Source organism: Nonomuraea sp. NEAU-A123 (genome assembly GCF_018603905.1).
Taxonomy (GTDB): domain Bacteria; phylum Actinomycetota; class Actinomycetes; order Streptosporangiales; family Streptosporangiaceae; genus Nonomuraea.
Genome location: NZ_JAHFZZ010000044.1, coordinates 25495 through 41048, shown reverse-complemented (window position 1 = coordinate 41048; position 15554 = coordinate 25495). Strand labels below are relative to the sequence as shown.

Sequence of the window (15554 nt, the reverse complement as noted above, 5' to 3'; positions counted from 1 at the left end):
ACTGCTCAGGGGCATGCCTGTCCCCAAGACACACCGGCGAGCACACGCGGGCGTGGGGACTTAAATCTGGCCACCAGTGGTGACCTCAACCCGGCCACCTGCGGCTACCTTTGCACGGCCACGGACATCAAAGGGTGGATAGCTCTCGCCGGCCATTCGATCGGCCGCATCAATGTAGTGGGCAAGAGCGTCGCGGGATTGAGCGAGCCTGTCCATCTGATCGTCCAGTCGCTGCAACCGTGACCGCATCGCGGCCAGCAACTCGGGACATCCGAGTAGCTCCGGGGCCTCTCCGACCGCACAGGGCAGCAGGTACGCGATGTCCTCAGAGGACAAACCCGCACCAAGCAGGTGCCGGATCTGCTTCACCCGCAGCACGGCGTTCTCGTCGTACTCGCGGTAACCGTTCGCGCCGCGGTCCGCCTCCAGCAGGCCCTGGGCTTCGTAGTAGCGCAACTGATGGGCGTTCACGCCCGTCCGACGACTAAGTTCCCCGATCAGCATCGAAACCTCACTTGACCTTCACACCGGTATCAACGTTGACGATGCTGCCATGAACCGCAAAACCGATACACCCGTGACAGTCATCGGACTCGGACTGATGGGCCGGGCGCTCGCCGGCGCGTTCCTGAAAGCCGGGCATCCCACAACCGTGTGGAACCGCACAACCTCCAAGGCCGACCAGCTGGTGGCCGAGGGTGCACGGCTGGCGCCAACGGTTGCCGACGCGCTCAAGGCAAGTTCCCTGACGATCATCTGCGTCACCGATTACCAGGCCATGCACGAGCTGCTCGGCGCGCGCGATATCGAGCCGGACGGCAAGATGTTGATCAACCTGACCTCGGGCGACTCGGCCCAGGCCCGGGAAGCCGCCCAATGGGCCGAGCAGCGCGGCGCCCATTACCTGGACGGCGCCATCATGGCCATCCCGCCGGCGATCGGAACCGCCGAAGCGGTGATCCTGCACAGCGGGCCGCAGTCGGACTTCGAGGCGCACAAGTCAACGCTCGACGCGCTCGGCACCGTCACCTGGCTTGGTGCGGACCATGGGCTGGCGTCTCTGTATGACGTGGCCGGCCTCGCCATGATGTGGAGCGTCCTGAACGCCTGGCTCCAGGGCACCGCTCTGCTCAGGACGGCCGGTGTCGACGCCGCAACGTACGCGCCGTTTGCACAGCAGATCGCTGCCGTTGTGGCCGAATGGCTGCCTGGGTACGCCGAGCAGATCGACAGCGGCTCCTTCCCGGCCGGGGTGTCGGCCCTGGAGACCGACGCGCGGGCGATGGCACACCTGATCGAGGAGAGCGAGGCGGTGGGTGTCAACGCCGAACTGCCGAAGTTGATCAAAGCGATGGCCGACCGCTCGATCGCCGCCGGACACGGTGGGGAGCAGTATCCCGTGCTGATCGAAGAGTTCAGCAGACCCCGCAACGACTGACCGATCCCGATACGGGATCTCAGCGGTCTCGGTGAAGCTCTGATCGGTGCCCTCGAAGTTTGAGTGACACCGGTCAGCGGGGGGTTGCACTCGGGCGGCCCGGCGGGACGATCCAGAAAGCGAGTGCCGCGAGGACCGCCAGAGTGGCCGCCACCGCCAGGGCACCGGGAAGTGACCACGTGGCGATCGGCCCCGCCGTGGCCGCCCCCAGGGCGAAGCCGGTGATCTTCAGGCTGGCGCCGGTGGTGAAGATCTGGCCGCGCAGGTTTTCCGGGGCCTCCCGGTGGCGCACTGCGAACAAGGCGGTGAGCTGGGGCCCTTGACCGATTCCGGCAATGAGCATGGCGATGATGAGTACGGCTGGTTGATCCATCGCGGCCAGGGCCAACGCGGCAGCCTGGGTCAGGCTACTGACCCAGATGATCGTGTCGGGGGTGACGGAACGGGGCAACCGAGCGAGCACCGCGTTGGCCGCCAAGGCGGAGATCGCCGCACATGAAAGCAGCAGCGCGCCACGGCCGGCTCCACCGAGGACACGTTCGCCGAGGAGCGGGATGCAGGCCGTCAGCATTCCTTGGGCAACGCAGGAGATGACCGAGGTAAGTGTCGCTCGGGCCAGACACGGGCTTCTGACGATGACCCGCGCTCCGGCGGCGAGGTCGCCGATCAACGAGTTCGTCTGCGAGTCTCGCGCTGAACCGGAACGTGCGGGCAGCGTCCACGCGGCGGCCACCGCCATGCCGATGAGCACCACGGAGACCGTCACAGCCGTCGGCGCCCCCAGGAGCTCGGCGACGCCGCCGGCGAGAGCCGGCCCGGCCAGGCTCGCCATGCTGAAGGTCATCGCATCGAGTGCGTTCGCCCGAGGCAGTCCGGCGCGCGGCACCACTCGAGGCAATTGAGCCGTCCAGCCACCCGACAGCGCAGGCCCCAGCAGCCCGGTGAACACCGCGATCAGGACGTTGACGGCGATCGGAAGGTGGCCGAGCCCCACCAGGATCATCCCCAGGCCCGCCGCGTAGAGCACGAGCGCGCCGGCCAGCAGACGACCTGGCCGCGCCGCTCTGTCGAGGAGCGCACCAAGCACAGGGCCACCGACCGCCGCAGCGACCGTGATGCCCGCGAGCAGCGATGAGGCTTCCGTGGTCGATCCGGCGAGGGCGAATCCCGCCAGCATCAGCGCCGGTCCCGACATTTCATCCCCGGCACGAGCTGCCACAGCGCCGGCGAGATAGGACCCCAGTGAGTAACGTTTTTTCACCGGGGAGACGTTACGGAAGTAACTTAAAATACTGCAATATGCGTTACATTTCGTGGATGGCCTCCACCATCGACGACTGGTCCACCCGGCACTCCGTGCTGACCACGGCGCGACGTACCGCCGCCCTCATCAACGCCGTCGCCGACGACCACGCCGACCCCGGTACCGTCGCCGAGGTGCTCCGCGCGTACGGCGAGATGGACCCCATCGACCTGACCCCCCGTGATGTCGCCGCGATGCGCACGGCCGCCGCCCTGCTGCGGGAGGTCTTCGCCGCCGACAGCGCCGCCGACGCCGCCACCACTCTCAACCGCCTCCTGCGGGAACACACCGGACCACTCCGCCTCACCTCGCACGGCGGCAGCACCCCCTGGCACCCACACCTCGATCGTGAGGACAACGCTCCCTGGGAAGAATGGCTTCTGGCCTCGTCCTGTATGGCGCTGACGGTCCTCGTCTGGGACCGCCAACGCCCGCCCGGCAGGATCTGCGCATCACCCGGCTGCCAGAACGTCTTCATCGCCCACGGCAGCGGCCCGGAACGCCACTACTGCTCACGCCGCTGCGCAACCCGCGAACGGGTCAAAGCGCATCGACGCTCCCGCTCAGCCGAACAGCATCAAGGAGCCAATGCGACGTGACTCAAGCTTCGGTGGCACACGCTCAAGGTTCGTGAACGGCCCTCGGGCTTCAGGCGAGGTCGAGAATCGGGATCAGTTGCTCCTCCTCATACGTCAGGTGCGCTTCGAGCTCATCGACGAGCCGTTCTATCTCGGCCCGTACCTTCAGCGGATCCTCGCCGGAAAGGGCCTGCTTCAGCTCTTCCAGGAGTACGGTGATGCGCTCGTGCTCCTTGGCCAGCCGCTCCAAGGTCGGAGCGAGCGAGGGATGCCGCTCGGCCAGGCCGGGGAACATCATGGTGCCCTCGCCCGTGTGGTGATGGTGCAGCCCCTGGCAGACGGTCAGGCAGTTGATCCGAAGCTGTACGCCCAAGCCTGGCCGTCCTGAATCGGACAGCTCCTTGCGGATCAGCGCGAGTTCGCGGCGGAAGCCGTCGTGCACCAGCTTGAGGTACGCACCGCCCGACGGTGCGCTATCCCGGGGCGGGCCAGTCACGCGAAGTGCGACGACCGGGATGGTGCGCGTCGTCTTGGCCTGGTAGTCGGCCCAGCCAGGGTCGCCTTCCACCGCGCGGGCGAACGCCGCGTCACGCTCGGCGCCCTCCAGGACCTCCGCCTCGACATCGAAGATGAGCACGCCGGTCTCGACGGTGGCGCGCGGGTTGGCCTTCAGATTGTGGTACCAGGCCGGGTTGTTCGACGCTCCCCCGGCGGAGGCGATGACCAGCATGCGCTCGACGCCGTCGGGCAGGTAGGCGAGCGGGGTCGTGTGTGACTTGCCCGAGCGGGCGCCCGTAGTGGTGAGCAGGAGCAGTCTCGCTCCCTCGAAATAGCCACCGACTTGGCCGTTGTTGGCGCGGAACTCGTCGATGACCTGCTTGTTGAAATCCATTCTTCTCCATGGGTAGTTCTTGCTGTGCCGTACTGAATGGAGAAGAAGACGGCGGACCGCGGGCCCGCCCGGCGATCAAGCGTCAGCCGGGCTGCTCTCTGGTGCGTGGCCCAAGGCCGACCCGGCAGTCACGCAGGTCACGCTACTTCATCACGATATTCTCCGCAAAAGCGGCACACCTGATGAACGCCCCACCGATCCCGGGGCCAAAAGACGTGGCTTCGTCGACCAGGTCGCTGAGACGTCTGTGCGTGATGTGCGGTTGAAGCAGGGGTTTGTTGATCGCTTCCCAGGTGATGGATGATCGTTTCCCAGCCGCCCTTTCAGCGCCGGAAGGGGAGGATGCCGGGCTGGTCCACTTATCTCTGCCAGCCGCTGTCAGGGGTGCAGCCGGTGGAACAGCTCTACCCGGGCACGGTGGTATTCGACGTCCGCCTCGTCGTGCGTCACCCCCGAGCGGACGGCCTTGTGGAAGTAGGCATGCTCCCTTCGGAGCTTGTGCCTGACGAGCTGAGCGAGCGACTTCCGATCGACGCGCCATGGTGACCAGGCGGGCTATAGCGGCGTAGCAGAGTCAGGCCGAGGGCGACCTGGGCCGGTTCCAGCGTGGTCTTGCCGTCCTCGATGTCCCACAATGCGTTCTGCAGGATGCGGCCAAGTGTCCACCCGGTCGCCCGCTGACGGTCCAGGCCGAGCACCTCGGTAAGGAGGTCGAAGCGGCGGAGGACCGTGCGGGTCACGTCGCGGGACGCCACCACCGCCTCCTCCCATCGGCTGTCCAGCGCCGGCCACAAGTCGAACCCGGGGTCGCCGGCCAGCGGTTCGGGGTCGATGGCCAGCCATGGTTCCCGTTGCCCGGCGAGGATGTTGTCGTAGTGCAGGTCCCAGTGCAGCAGGCGGTCGCCAGGTTCGCCGATCAATTCGGCCACGGCGGACGCGCAGGTGTGTACCAGCTGTTGCTCGGCCGGGTCGCGCAACGCCAGTACAGCGCCTGGAACCTGGTCCAGCATGGCGGCGGCGATGTCGCCCAGGTGCCGCAGACCGGGTGGGGCGGGCACCGCGACCAGGCGCGCCATCATCTCGGCGAGGGTCTGCATGGCGGCATTGTCGTCAACCACCGATGACAGCGGCCGGGCTGCGTCCAGCCGTTCCAACAACATGGTGCCGGTGTCCGGGTCGTGGTCGAGCAGGTGCACCACGCCGTTGCCGTTCCATGCCCGCAGACCGAGCGCGGCGCCGGCGTTGTCTTCACTTGCCTGCTGGAATTTCAGCACCGCGGGCGCACCATCCGCGCGGATCACCGGCAGCACGAGCGAAGCCATGCCGTGGTCTGCGGGGCCGTCCGGCCGCAGCGTCCAGCGGTCCAGGAAGTCCGCGGCCAGCCGGGGCAACTCGGCGATCCAGGCACGGCCGGACGCGTTGTTCTTGCCGTACGACGCGGCGAACGCCTCGGGGACGTCGACGGGGATCGACGTGCTCATGTCAGGTCGTTGGCTCCGGGTTGTTCGGGATACGAAGGAGGTCACGGGGGTGCCTGACTTCCGGGCAGGCGTCAAAACATACCTCCACCGGACCCGAACACGATCATGTTCGGCTCCGGAGCGTGACGTTCCGGGCCGATGGCACGGTGCTGCTCGCGCCGGTCACTTCCGCTCCAGCGCGGCCAGCCGCAGCTCAAGCTGGTCAACCCGGTGCCGTAGCAGGGTGACCTGGGCTTCCAGGCTGACTTCCCGTTCGGCCCTGCGCTGAATGCGCGGTGACGCGGCGGCGCGCTCGATCACCGCGTCCAGCTGGACCAGGCGCTGCGGGCCGTTCGGGCCGTCCACCAACCGGGACTGGATCTCGCCGTTGCGGTACCAGGACCGCAGGGCCGAGCGGGAAACGCCGGCCTCGGCTTCCGCCTTGGCCAGCGTGACCCAGGGTGTCTCGTCCAACTGCTCGAACAGCTCCAGCTCATTCTGCCAGCGCGCGAGCCGGTCCTCCCAGTCCGACGGCGTCTCCATCACACCCTCCCTTCCGCATGGTGACCCTATCAATAACAGTGTATTGACATGGCTGCAACCATGGAACCATGCCCTTTGAGAGATTCACGGTGAAAGCCCGCCAGGTGGTCGTCACGGCCCAGGAGGAGGCGAGGCTGCTCAAGCACAACTACATCGGCACCGAGCACATCCTGCTGGGACTGCTCGACGTGCCGGACAGCATGGCGGCGAAAGTTCTGCACCAGCTCGGGTACAACAAGGAGACGGCGCAGGCCGATATCGCCGCGGTGGTCGAGCCCGGCACGGAGGAGCTGCGCGGCCATATCCCGTTCACGGCGCGCGCGAAGAAGACGCTGGACCTCGCCCCGCGCGAGGCAATGCAGCTGCACCACAACTACATCGATACCGAACACATCCTGCTCGCCCTGGTCAGGGAAGGTGAGGGCGTCGGCGCGAAGGTGCTTGCCGAGCGGATCAATCCGATCAGCAAGATCCGTGCCGCGGTGCTGGCCTCATTGGAGGGATCGCAGGACGTCGCGGCCAGCCCGTGGCCGACCGGCACACCTGCCACCGAGGACACCGTGTCCACCGCCAGCGCGCTGGCCGGTGGCGCACCGCTCGGCAGCCATCACCTGCTTGAGGCGATGCTGCGGGTGGAGAACAGCATGGCGGCCAGGGTGCTGCGCGAACTCGGGGTCGACCCGGACGCGGTCGCCGCCAAGATCGACGAACTCGATCCAGAGACGACGACGGACGCGAACCCGGAGGAGGCCGCCGCGCGCAAGATGGAAATCCGGCTGGTCGACGATGAGGTGCACCTGATCCTGCGGGACCCGACAACGGTCACGATCGCCAAGAAGGTCACCGAGCTGTCCAACGGCCCGATCCAGGGGGTCGGGCCGGTCGCCGGCATGTTCGTCCCAGTCTGGCGGTCGACCAACCAGCTACTGCTGCAGATCCAGCGCGTGCTGGAACCGGAACCCGAAGAAGAGGGCGGATCCGCCGCGAGCAAGGTGACCAAGGTCGTACGCGCGGTGCTCGCGCCCCGGCTCCGCCGGTGAACCGGCTGATCAGCGGGCCAGAACTGTCGCTGGGATAGGCGAGGCCACAAGACCGACCAACTGCCGGAAACCCCTGAAAGCCAAGCCGAACATGCCCATGGAGATCGTCATCAGTCGCGGCTACGCGCTTTATGTGTTCACCTGTCCGGACTCGTTCGACCATCCGCTGCGCTTCACCATGCAATGAGCCGCCCGCCGCACTCTCCGATGGTCACTTGACGTCAACAGCTTCATGATCATCGCGTCCGCGCCCGTGCCATTTCCGAGCCGCCGGGGTTCGGGTGGGGGTGTTCACGACTACGGCTGAGCTGCACGGATCCGAGGGGCCGTCTTGACCTGCCATACCGATGGGACGAGCTTCAGATCACCTTGTCGCAGCACCCAGCCCGGATCACGGTCAATCTGGCCGATCTTGGCTGGCTGCATGGGTTCTCTACTCAGAGTGCTCGACTGCGGCTTTCGGGAGTGCGAGCATCACGAGTGCCGTGATCAGGTAGAGCGCGGCGGAGACGACCAGGACGATGCTGAGCGCGTGACTGTAGTCAGGCAGCACCGGTGCTCCGGTGGCTGAACCGGTGACGGCGGTGAAGAAGATCGTACCGAGAACGGCGATGCCGACGGCGCCGCCGATCTGGTTGACGGTGGAGAGCACCCCGCCCGCGGCGCCTGCGTTGCGTCCGGGGACGCCTGCGAGGACGACGTTGACGAGAATGGGTGCGGCGAGACCGAGCCCGAGGCCACCGATGAAGAGTGCGAGGGCGAGGAGCCAGTATCCGGGATCGTTGCCGTCCTTGACGATGTACCACAGGACGAGCTGAGATGCCGCGATGGTGAGCGAGCCGGTGATCACGAGTGTTCTGCCCGCTTTGGCGGCGAGAGCGACGCCGAGGCCGGAGGTGATGATCGAGCCGAGCGCGTACGGGAGGATCACCAGGCCGGTCTCCCATGCGGTTCGGCCGGTTCCGTTCTGGAGGTAGACCGAGAGGGTGAGGAAGTACGACCCGATACCGCCGAAGAAGAGCGCCGAAGCACCGAGGCCGACTGCGAAGGCGCGGATTCTCAGCAGAGCCGGGTCAAAGACAGGTTCGTTTCCGCGTCCGGTGAGGCGGCGCTCGTAGGCGAGGAAGATCGTGAGCACGATGATTCCGGCTGCCAGGAGGGCGTAGCTAGCCGAGGTCCATCCCCATGTCTCGGTCTGGATGATCGGCAGCAGCAGGAGAAGGATGCCCGTGGCCGCGAGGAGCGCGCCTGGGAGGTCCAGTCGCGCGGTCGAGGCGGAGCGGGACTCCGGCAGGACTTTCGCGCCGATGATGAGCGCCAGGATCGAGACGGGCACGTTGATCCAGAAGATCGTGCGCCAGCCCAGGTCGAACAGGTCGGCGTCGACGAGCAGCCCGCCCAGCAGCGGGCCGGCGACCGAGGCGAGGCCCTGGACCGCTCCGTAGGCGCCAAACGCCTTGGCACGCTCGCCCGGAGCGAATGAAGCCCGGATGATCCCGAACACCTGCGGGACCATGATCCCGGCGGTCAGTCCCTGCCCGGCCCGCATGCCGATGAGCATCCCAGGATCGACGGCCAGCGCGCACAGCGCCGAGGCGACCGCGAACCCGGCCAGCCCGATCATGAACAGCCGTTTGCGGCCGGCCTGGTCGCCGAGCCGTCCGCCGGTGACCAGGCCCGCGCCCATGGCCAGGGTGTAGGCGGCGATCGTCCACTGGATCTGAGCGTCGCCGGCACCCAGGTCCTGGGCTATCGCCGGGGCCGCGACGGTGACGATCGTCGCGTCGAGAAGGTCCATGAAGGAACCGAAGAGCACCACCAACAGCGCCGTGGTCGCGCCGGCGCTGGCGATGAGTGTCGGGGAAACCTCAGCTGTGCGGATGCCCGCTCGGGGGCTCGGTGAATCGGTCATGTCAGCCACCATCGCCGGCATAGTTGCCATCGAGTGGCCGCTATCAGTGAGAGAGTCGGACAATCATGGCTGCTACCTCCGCGCGGACGCTCAAGCTGCTGTCGATCTTCGGGATCGGTGCGACCCTGACCGCCGGGGAACTCGCCGCCCGACTCGGCGCGTCGGTGAGAACCGTGCGTCGCGATATCGATACGCTCCGGGACCTCGGGTACGAGATCGAGGCCGTCCGCGGAGCGGGTGGAGGATATCGACTCGGTCGCGCTACCCGGTTGCCGCCGGTCGTCTTCGATGAAGACCAGGCCGTCGCCACGGCCGTCGCGCTCCAGACCGTGCCGACGGTCCTTTCCGGCATCCGCGAGAACGCGGCCCGTGCTCTCGCCACGCTGCGCCAGGCGATGCCCGCGCGCAGCCGCCTGCACGCCGAAGCGTTCACCGTCTCCTCAGCCCGCAACTACTGGGAGTTCCCCGCGCCACCGATCGACGCCGAGATCGTCCGCGCCGTTGGCAGCGCGATCAACCGGCAGCACCTCATTCGCGTGGACTACACCGGCGACGGCGAACCCGTCACGCTCACATTGGAACCGCACGACCTCGTGGTCTGGGCCGCACGCTGGTACCTGGTCGCCTTCGCCCCGGATGCGGGCCGATGGCGCGCGATGCGCGTGGACCGCATCAAACCACACATGCCCACGCACACCCCCTTCGACCGACGTGACATCCCGCACGGCGATCCCGTCGCCTTCGTCATGACCGCACACGACCGCGGAGACGCCGCCGCCGAATGGCCATGCCGCGGCTCAGCCATCGTCGCCCTGCCCGCCTCCACCGTCGCCCGGTTCGCTCCCGGCGGATCAACAGTCGGGTACGACACCGAAACCACTTGCCGACTCACCCTCGGCGCATGGTCATGGCCAGGACTGGCCGGACTGCTCCTCACCTTCGACGCCGACATCACAGACATCGAACCAGCCGAACTCAGGCATGCCCTGCACTCCTTGCGCACCCGAATCAGCAAGGGACTCGGACTCGACCGACCTCACCGCTGACCTGCACATCTGGCGCCCGCGTTCCCCATCAGCCGCTGACCTGACTGACCAGCCCGCCCGTCTTCACGGCATGCTACCGAGGTAGATCCCGTGCACCTCCCTTGCGAGACGGCTCGTGGGCGCGAGTGCGTCAGGTCCAAGTCGCAGAATCCGGGTCGATGCCTCGATCGCGGGCGTTGGCGTCGATGATGTCACGGAGCCAGCTGGCCAGGCCTGGCTCGATCGCGTCGTAGTAGGCCGTGAAGCCAGGATCGGCGGCGTACTTCCTTCCCAAGCAGACCTGCATCGAAAGGGTGCAGTCGAAGTACGCGTCAATGGAGGCCCTGTGTCGTTCCGCCAGAGCGTTGGCTTCGGCACTGCCTGGCCTGACGCCGGCGCGCTTGGCTGCTGCCAGGTCGTGCTCGAGCGTTGCGATGTTGTCGGCGATATGCTGCCAGTCCTCGGGGGTCATGCCCGCGGCACGCTCGGCGTACTGTGCCCATTGAGCTGTGTCGCCCCACCGGTCACGTGCGCCCGCGGCCAGTGACGGCTTCCAGCGCTGCCCAAAGATCGCGACTTGTTCCTCCGCGGAGAGCAGGATGCCGGCGTTTGCGGCTTCGATCATGCGATCGACCGCCTCGACCATTTCCCGCAAGCGGGAGATGCGATCGAGGAGTTGGACGCGCTGTTGTCTCAGCGGCACGGTCATATCGACCGTCGGAGCATCGAGAAGTTCACCGATGTCGTCGAGCGACAGACCGAGCTCGCGGTAGATGAGCACCCGGTGGATGCGTGCGACGTCGGCCGCGGAGTAGAGCCGGTAACCGCCGGTGGTTCGCCCGGACGGGCGGACGAGCCCGATCGCGTCCCAATGGTGGAGGGTGCGGACGGTGACTTCCACGTGCGATGCCGCGGCCCCGACGGTCAGCCCGCCGGGTCCCGCGGCATCGTCCATCGCGGGGTTGGTCACGCCGTCGAGTCTGACATGCGCGTCTGACCTACGCGGTTTCACCCCTTAGGGAGTGTGAAGCCGCTTGCTTCGAGGTAGCGTGCCTCGGCGCTGTCGTGGTCGAGGGGACGGGCCGCAGTCATGATCACGCGAGCGTTCTCCGGCGTGATGACTTCCAGTTCTACGGTGTTCCACGGAGTCTGTCGCGGTCCCGTCGTGCATCCGGGCACCAGCGCGGTGCACGCCTGCGCGATCTCGTCGACCTGGCTCAGCACGCAACTGAAGCCGATGCTCACCGTTGAAGGGGCCGGCAGGGCGCCGGTCGGGACGAGCAGAGCGTCTTGGAATGCCCACCGTCGAAGGTGCGTGACCTGGCCCGGGACCGTGAACAGGTCGATGAAACCGAGCCCGCGGGTCCAGAAATTCACGGATGCGGCCAGGTCCGGCGTCGGCACGGTGACGAACATCGGCATGCCGTAGATGCCCCGGTAAATCTCAGGTGGCGTCGCATCGGGCCCGGGCGGAGGGACAGGGCTGATATCGAATGCCTCATAGTAGTCAGTCATGCGTTCATCGTGGTGCCTGACGCAACGTTAGGGTCAAATCCGGATCAGCACTTGTACCAGCTTGCACGATGTCTTACCGACACCCGATTACTCAGTTGCAGGTCCGCGCTGGGGGCGGCCGAGCGGGGCTCGGCGAGGCCGCCGACGCCCATCCTCATGGTGCGGGCCATAGAGAACGTCGTGCCACTGCCCCAGATCCCGACCAGCGACCCGCGCGTACTGGCTGTGTCGCACACCGATCGCTAGCGGGGCGTCCCGTCGCGCTCGCTTCTTTGGGCGAGGCGTTGCAGTTGCCCTGTGTGCACGTAGCTCACCCATTCCCAGCCGGGCTTAGCCGATTGGCCGACCCGCGGGTCACTGGGATCCCGGCCGTCACGCAAGGCGAGCACGTACGCCCGATCCAGCTCGATCCGCGCGCGTACCTGATCAGCTCCGCCGACTGACCCGTGACCCGGGACGAGGACATCGACCTCGCCCGCCACCTCCTCAAGCAGCCGCAGCGCTGCGAGGTAGTCCTCGATCGGGTCAGCGGTGCCGTCCAAGTCGAGCATCGGAACCAAGACATCAGAGAGCATGTCGCCGGCGACGAGAACCCCGCGTTCTTCGATCAACAGCGCCGCATGGCCCGGTGCATGCGCTTGATGCTCGATGATCCGGACTTGACGGCCGTCCCAAGGGATCTGCGCAGTTTCGGCGGGCAGGCCGGTGATGAGGCCGAACAGGTCCAGTGGTACCTGCCCGGCGATTTCCGTCTCGAGCAGGTGGGCGGCGATGCGGGCCTTCGCACCTGCGTCCGACAGCTGATCTCGGACAGTGGCCGCGCAGCGCGCCGTGCCGTAACGGGGCGCCTCGCCGAGCCGGGCGTGCCAGAGCAGGTGATCCCAATCCGGATGCGTGGAAAACCCTGCCACAACGGGCTGACCCAACTCGCGAAGGTCGTTCGCAAGGCAGTCGATCTCGGAGCCGGTCACCCCGGGGTCGATGAGCAACACACCGGCCCAGCCCTGCACCACAACGGCGTTGCTCTGCACGAACTCGCTCTCGTGGACCAGTACACCCTCCGCGACCTGCCTCAGCACGGGCACGCCTCCTTTGCGTCCCGGATGGCGTAGCGATGCATCGTGACGCCCTGCTCGAACGATCGCTGCTCGAGCAGGTCGAGCTCGATCGGCACGTCGTAGTCGTCGAACAGCGGCCTGCCGAAGCCGAGGATCGCGGGATGGGTGAAGAGCAGCAGCTCGTCGAGCAGCCCCGCCCGGAGCAGCTGCGTGGCGAGCGCCGCGCCGCCCACACTGATGCTGCCATCGGTCCCGGCCCGCAGGGCGGCGAGTTGCTCGATCGCGTCGTCTCCGCCGATGATCCGGGTGTTGTGATCGGCGCTGCGGCGGGTGCGAGAGACAAGCACCTTGGGCTTGGCGGTCCAGATCTCGCCGTACTCACGCATGTAGTCCGGCAGCGACGCGTCCTCGCGCGCCCGTGGCCAGTACTCCTCCATGACCTCGTAGTAGACCCGGCCCTGGACCATGAGCGCGAGCGCCCGCGTCTGCGCATTGGCCTCGCGGTGCAGTTCCTCGTCGATGCGCAGCCACTCGCCAGCACCGTTGTCCCCCGGAACTTGCTCGATCCGCAGGTCGAGGGACACCTGCATCGAATAGACGAAGCGGCCCATCATCTCCTCTTCCCAAGTGATTGCAATCTGCAACTACTATAAGTGGGGCGAAATACCTGTCAAGGAGGAATCGTGGAACCACGGTCCGGATGTCCGATCAACGCCGCCGTCGAGGTGCTCGGAGATCGCTGGTCGTTGCTCGTGCTGCGCGACGTCATCTTCGGCGACCGCCGCTACTTTCGGGCCCTGCTCACCGGGTCGATCGAGGGCATCGCTTCGAACATCCTCGCCGACCGCCTCGTGCGGCTCGTCGACGCAGGGATCCTCACCCGCGGCACCGCCGCGCGGGGGCAGCGCGCTCGCTACAGCCTCACTGAAGCCGGTATCCAGACTCTTCCGATCATCTACGCCCTCGGCAACTGGGGCCTCGACTGGCGCCCGGGCAGCGACGAGCTCCGGAGCCGACAGCAGCTCATGCGCGATGAGGGTCCGGCGTTCATCGAGGAGCTCATGGACGAGCTTCGCGTCCGCCACCTCGGCGCCCCGCCGAAGCCGCACGACGGTCCAGGCCCGTTCGAGCGCCTCGACGCCGCCGCCATGGGACAGACACACTGCCTGCCCGACGTCGGATGACTCCGCAACGCCCCAGAGCCGTTTTGAACTCGGACCTTGCCGGATCCCCTGTCAGGCCCGCAAAAGCCCAGCCCAGGTGCTCACTAGGACGAGGTCCACCTATCCAGTCATCCCAGCCAGCGTTGGATCGCCGCCCGGAGCGATGCGCGGGACGCCGTGTCCGGCTGCGGGACGTCGGTGGCCCATGCCACGTATCCGTCGGGCCGCAGCAGCAGCGCCGTGCACGGTACGGCGGAGCCGGGCAGCCCCGCGGTTGCGGGGTATCCCCAGTCGTCGCCAGTGAAGTCGATCAGGTGCGGGCGGCCGTCCCTCGTCAGCTCGGCGAGCCGGACACCGTCTTTGAGGTCCAGGTCGGGAGCCCACCGACCGGCCAGCGGATGGTCGCTGCCCACCTCGTAGCGGATGTCGGCGCCCGATATCAGGTCGGCGATACGGCGGACGTTGCGCGGGTCGCCGAGCAGTTCGGAGAACAGCGCGCGCAGGCCGGTGACCTCGCTGCCAGGGGCGATCAGTGCGGATTGGGCGCGCGAGGACATCACCACCCGCTCAGCGACCGGGCGTCGTTCGGACTCGTAGGTGTCGAGGAGACCGGCGGGGGCCGTGCCGCGCGCTTCGGCCGCGAGTTTCCAGCCAAGGTTGACCGCGTCCTGGAGGCCGAGGTTGAGCCCAGGCCCGCCGATCGCCGAGTGCACGTGAGCGGCATCGCCGACCAGCAGCACCCGGCCGTCTCGGAAACGCTCGGCCAGGCGGGTGTTGCCGCCGTTGAGCTTGCGCATCAAGTGCGGCCCTTGGCCGTCGGGCGGGCCGAAAGCGATGTTCACACCGAGCACGCGGTGGGCGCTGGCCTGTAGTTCCGCGAACGTGAGCGGCCCCTCGGCGTCCTGTCCGTTCCACTCCGTGGTGGAGATCAACGGTGCGGGGGCGCCCGGCAGGGGCGCATACACGAACAACCCGCGCTCGGTCCGGTGGTGCAGGAACCGCGGGATGGGTCCGTACCCGGGAATGTCGAGGCCGCCGGTGGCCGGATCGACGAACTCGGCCGGCACGACGGCGTGCGCGGTGCGCGCGATCGTGTCGTCGGTCGTCACGCCGGGGAAGGCGATCCCGGCCAGCTTGCGTACGATGCTGTGCCCGCCGTCGGCACCGATCAGGTAGCGCGTTTCGATCGTGTACGGCCCGGCCGGCCCGCTGACCTGGAGGGTCACGCCATCCGCGTCCTGGGTGAATCCGGTGAGCTCGTGGCCGCGCCGGATCTCGACGGCGAGTTCGACGGCCCGTTCCTCCAGCATCTGCTCGATCCTGCGCTGCGGAACCTGGAGGATGTAGAAGCGGTTGTCGTCCAGCACACTCAGGTCGATGGGCAGCGCGCCGAAGACGAACCCGTGAGCGGGCCGCGGTGGGTCCTGGCTACCAGCGAGCCGCTCGTACAGGCCTCGCCGGTCTAACATCCGTACCACCTGGCCGACCAGGCCGTTGGCGCGGTTGTCCTGGGTACGCTCCGGCAGGCGCTCCAGGACCAGGGGGCGGATTCCGGCCAGGCTCAGCTCGCAGGCCAGCATCAGGCCGTTGGGCCCGGCTCCGGCTATGACGATATCGGCGATCATGA

15 protein-coding genes and 1 pseudogene are annotated in these 15554 nt (G+C 67.3%); 5 read left to right on the top strand and 11 right to left on the bottom strand.

Annotated elements, in window-relative coordinates:
- Positions 1–60: 60 nt before the first annotated feature.
- Complete coding sequence (locus tag KLK06_RS57960) at positions 61–504, bottom strand: MerR family transcriptional regulator (protein WP_214644467.1); 444 nt, start codon at positions 502–504, stop codon at positions 61–63.
- A 49-nt stretch (positions 505–553) separates the two neighbouring features.
- Between KLK06_RS57960 and KLK06_RS57955 the strand changes: the two genes are divergently transcribed.
- Entirely contained in the window at positions 554–1438 is an 885-nt protein-coding gene (locus tag KLK06_RS57955; RefSeq protein ID WP_214644466.1) for an NAD(P)-dependent oxidoreductase, read from the top strand.
- Positions 1439–1511: 73 nt separating this feature from the next.
- Here KLK06_RS57955 and KLK06_RS57950 read toward each other — a convergent pair whose 3' ends face one another.
- Positions 1512–2699, bottom strand: a complete 1188-nt coding sequence (locus KLK06_RS57950) for an MFS transporter (protein ID WP_308169033.1) — start codon at positions 2697–2699, stop codon at positions 1512–1514.
- A 38-nt stretch (positions 2700–2737) separates the two neighbouring features.
- Here KLK06_RS57950 and KLK06_RS57945 point away from each other — a divergent pair, with 38 nt between their 5' ends.
- Entirely contained in the window at positions 2738–3340 is a 603-nt protein-coding gene (locus tag KLK06_RS57945) for a CGNR zinc finger domain-containing protein (RefSeq protein ID WP_214644465.1), read from the top strand.
- Between the two features lie 49 nt (positions 3341–3389).
- Here KLK06_RS57945 and KLK06_RS57940 read toward each other — a convergent pair whose 3' ends face one another.
- The 3 genes and pseudogenes from KLK06_RS57940 to KLK06_RS57930 form a co-directional block, all read right to left on the bottom strand.
- Positions 3390–4211 (bottom strand): nitroreductase/quinone reductase family protein, encoded by an 822-nt coding sequence (locus KLK06_RS57940; RefSeq protein WP_214644464.1) that lies wholly within the window; start codon positions 4209–4211, stop codon positions 3390–3392.
- 569 nt (positions 4212–4780) lie between these two features.
- Positions 4781–5692, bottom strand: a pseudogene (locus KLK06_RS57935) (aminoglycoside phosphotransferase family protein); the annotation flags it as partial.
- 162 nt (positions 5693–5854) lie between these two features.
- A complete protein-coding gene (locus tag KLK06_RS57930) occupies positions 5855–6214 on the bottom strand; it encodes a hypothetical protein (protein ID WP_214644462.1) in 360 nt (119 codons plus the stop codon).
- Positions 6215–6282: 68 nt separating this feature from the next.
- Between KLK06_RS57930 and KLK06_RS57925 the strand changes: the two genes are divergently transcribed.
- A complete protein-coding gene (locus KLK06_RS57925) occupies positions 6283–7254 on the top strand; it encodes a Clp protease N-terminal domain-containing protein (RefSeq protein WP_214644461.1) in 972 nt (323 codons plus the stop codon).
- A 433-nt stretch (positions 7255–7687) separates the two neighbouring features.
- On the opposite strand, the gene KLK06_RS57920 is transcribed toward KLK06_RS57925, so the two are convergent.
- Complete coding sequence (locus KLK06_RS57920; RefSeq protein WP_214644460.1) at positions 7688–9166, bottom strand: MFS transporter; 1479 nt, start codon at positions 9164–9166, stop codon at positions 7688–7690.
- A gap of 65 nt (positions 9167–9231) precedes the next feature.
- Between KLK06_RS57920 and KLK06_RS57915 the strand changes: the two genes are divergently transcribed.
- Positions 9232–10212, top strand: a complete 981-nt coding sequence (locus KLK06_RS57915; protein WP_214644459.1) for a YafY family protein — start codon at positions 9232–9234, stop codon at positions 10210–10212.
- 130 nt (positions 10213–10342) lie between these two features.
- Here KLK06_RS57915 and KLK06_RS57910 read toward each other — a convergent pair whose 3' ends face one another.
- From KLK06_RS57910 to KLK06_RS57895, 4 genes are all read right to left on the bottom strand, one after another.
- On the bottom strand, positions 10343–11161 hold the full coding sequence (locus tag KLK06_RS57910; protein WP_308169032.1) for a MerR family transcriptional regulator: 819 nt from the start codon (positions 11159–11161) through the stop codon (positions 10343–10345).
- 38 nt (positions 11162–11199) lie between these two features.
- Positions 11200–11706, bottom strand: coding sequence for a VOC family protein (locus KLK06_RS57905; RefSeq protein ID WP_214644458.1), 507 nt, complete (start codon positions 11704–11706; stop codon positions 11200–11202).
- A gap of 242 nt (positions 11707–11948) precedes the next feature.
- Entirely contained in the window at positions 11949–12785 is an 837-nt protein-coding gene (locus KLK06_RS57900; RefSeq protein WP_214644457.1) for an MBL fold metallo-hydrolase, read from the bottom strand.
- On the bottom strand, positions 12779–13378 hold the full coding sequence (locus KLK06_RS57895; RefSeq protein WP_250907680.1) for a dihydrofolate reductase family protein: 600 nt from the start codon (positions 13376–13378) through the stop codon (positions 12779–12781). Before KLK06_RS57895 ends, KLK06_RS57900 begins: the two co-directional genes overlap by 7 nt.
- Before the next feature lie 69 nt (positions 13379–13447).
- On the opposite strand from KLK06_RS57895, the gene KLK06_RS57890 reads away from it, so the two are divergent.
- Complete coding sequence (locus KLK06_RS57890; protein WP_214644456.1) at positions 13448–13948, top strand: helix-turn-helix domain-containing protein; 501 nt, start codon at positions 13448–13450, stop codon at positions 13946–13948.
- Positions 13949–14055: 107 nt separating this feature from the next.
- Here KLK06_RS57890 and KLK06_RS57885 read toward each other — a convergent pair whose 3' ends face one another.
- A complete protein-coding gene (locus KLK06_RS57885; RefSeq protein WP_214644455.1) occupies positions 14056–15552 on the bottom strand; it encodes an FAD-dependent monooxygenase in 1497 nt (498 codons plus the stop codon).
- Positions 15553–15554: the final 2 nt, after the last annotated feature.